A 532-nucleotide genomic window follows, 5' to 3' on the forward strand; every position below is an offset into this window, starting at 1 on the left:
CGGAACCACCGGCGTCCGCGCCGGCAGGCGGGCGTGCAGCAGCGTTCCTGAGCGGTCGCGCAGCGTGCGCTCCTCGGCGCGGCCGAGATGGCCGCCCTCGAACAGGTCCCCGAAGCTGCGCGCGCCGAGCGCGTTCCAGTCGAGCCCGAGCAGCTTCAGCGCGTGCCGGTTGGCGGCGACGAGGCGCGCGCCCTCGAACACCGCGACGCCCTCCTGCGGCGTGCCGAGCAGCGCCGGATCGGCGTGCAGGCGGACCACGTCGCAGCCCTCGAAGCCCTCGGCGAACATGCGGTGCTCGATCTGGTCGACGCCGAGCCGGATCAGCGACAGCGCATGGAGGTGCGGGATCGAGGCCGCGCCGGAGAGGTCGAGGGCGCCGAGCAGCGCGCCGCGCGGGTCGAGGATCGGCGCCGCCGCGCAGGTCAGGATGCGGTGCGACTCGAAATAGTGCTCCGCGCCGCGCACCTCCGTCGGCCGCCGTTCGACCAGGGCTGCGCCGATCGCGTTGGTGCCGGCGGCCGCCTCCGCCCAC

General features: G+C 75.6%; 1 protein-coding gene. It reads right to left on the reverse strand.

Features of this window, described 5'->3' with window-relative positions; genetic code table 11:
* Positions 1-532: GAF domain-containing protein (locus ACIKT0_RS19895; protein ID WP_407106962.1), on the reverse strand; the 532-nt coding region annotated here is incomplete at both ends.

It is taken from the genome of Hansschlegelia beijingensis, assembly GCF_045505405.1.
Taxonomy (GTDB): Bacteria; Pseudomonadota; Alphaproteobacteria; order Rhizobiales; family Methylopilaceae; genus Methylopila; species Methylopila beijingensis_A.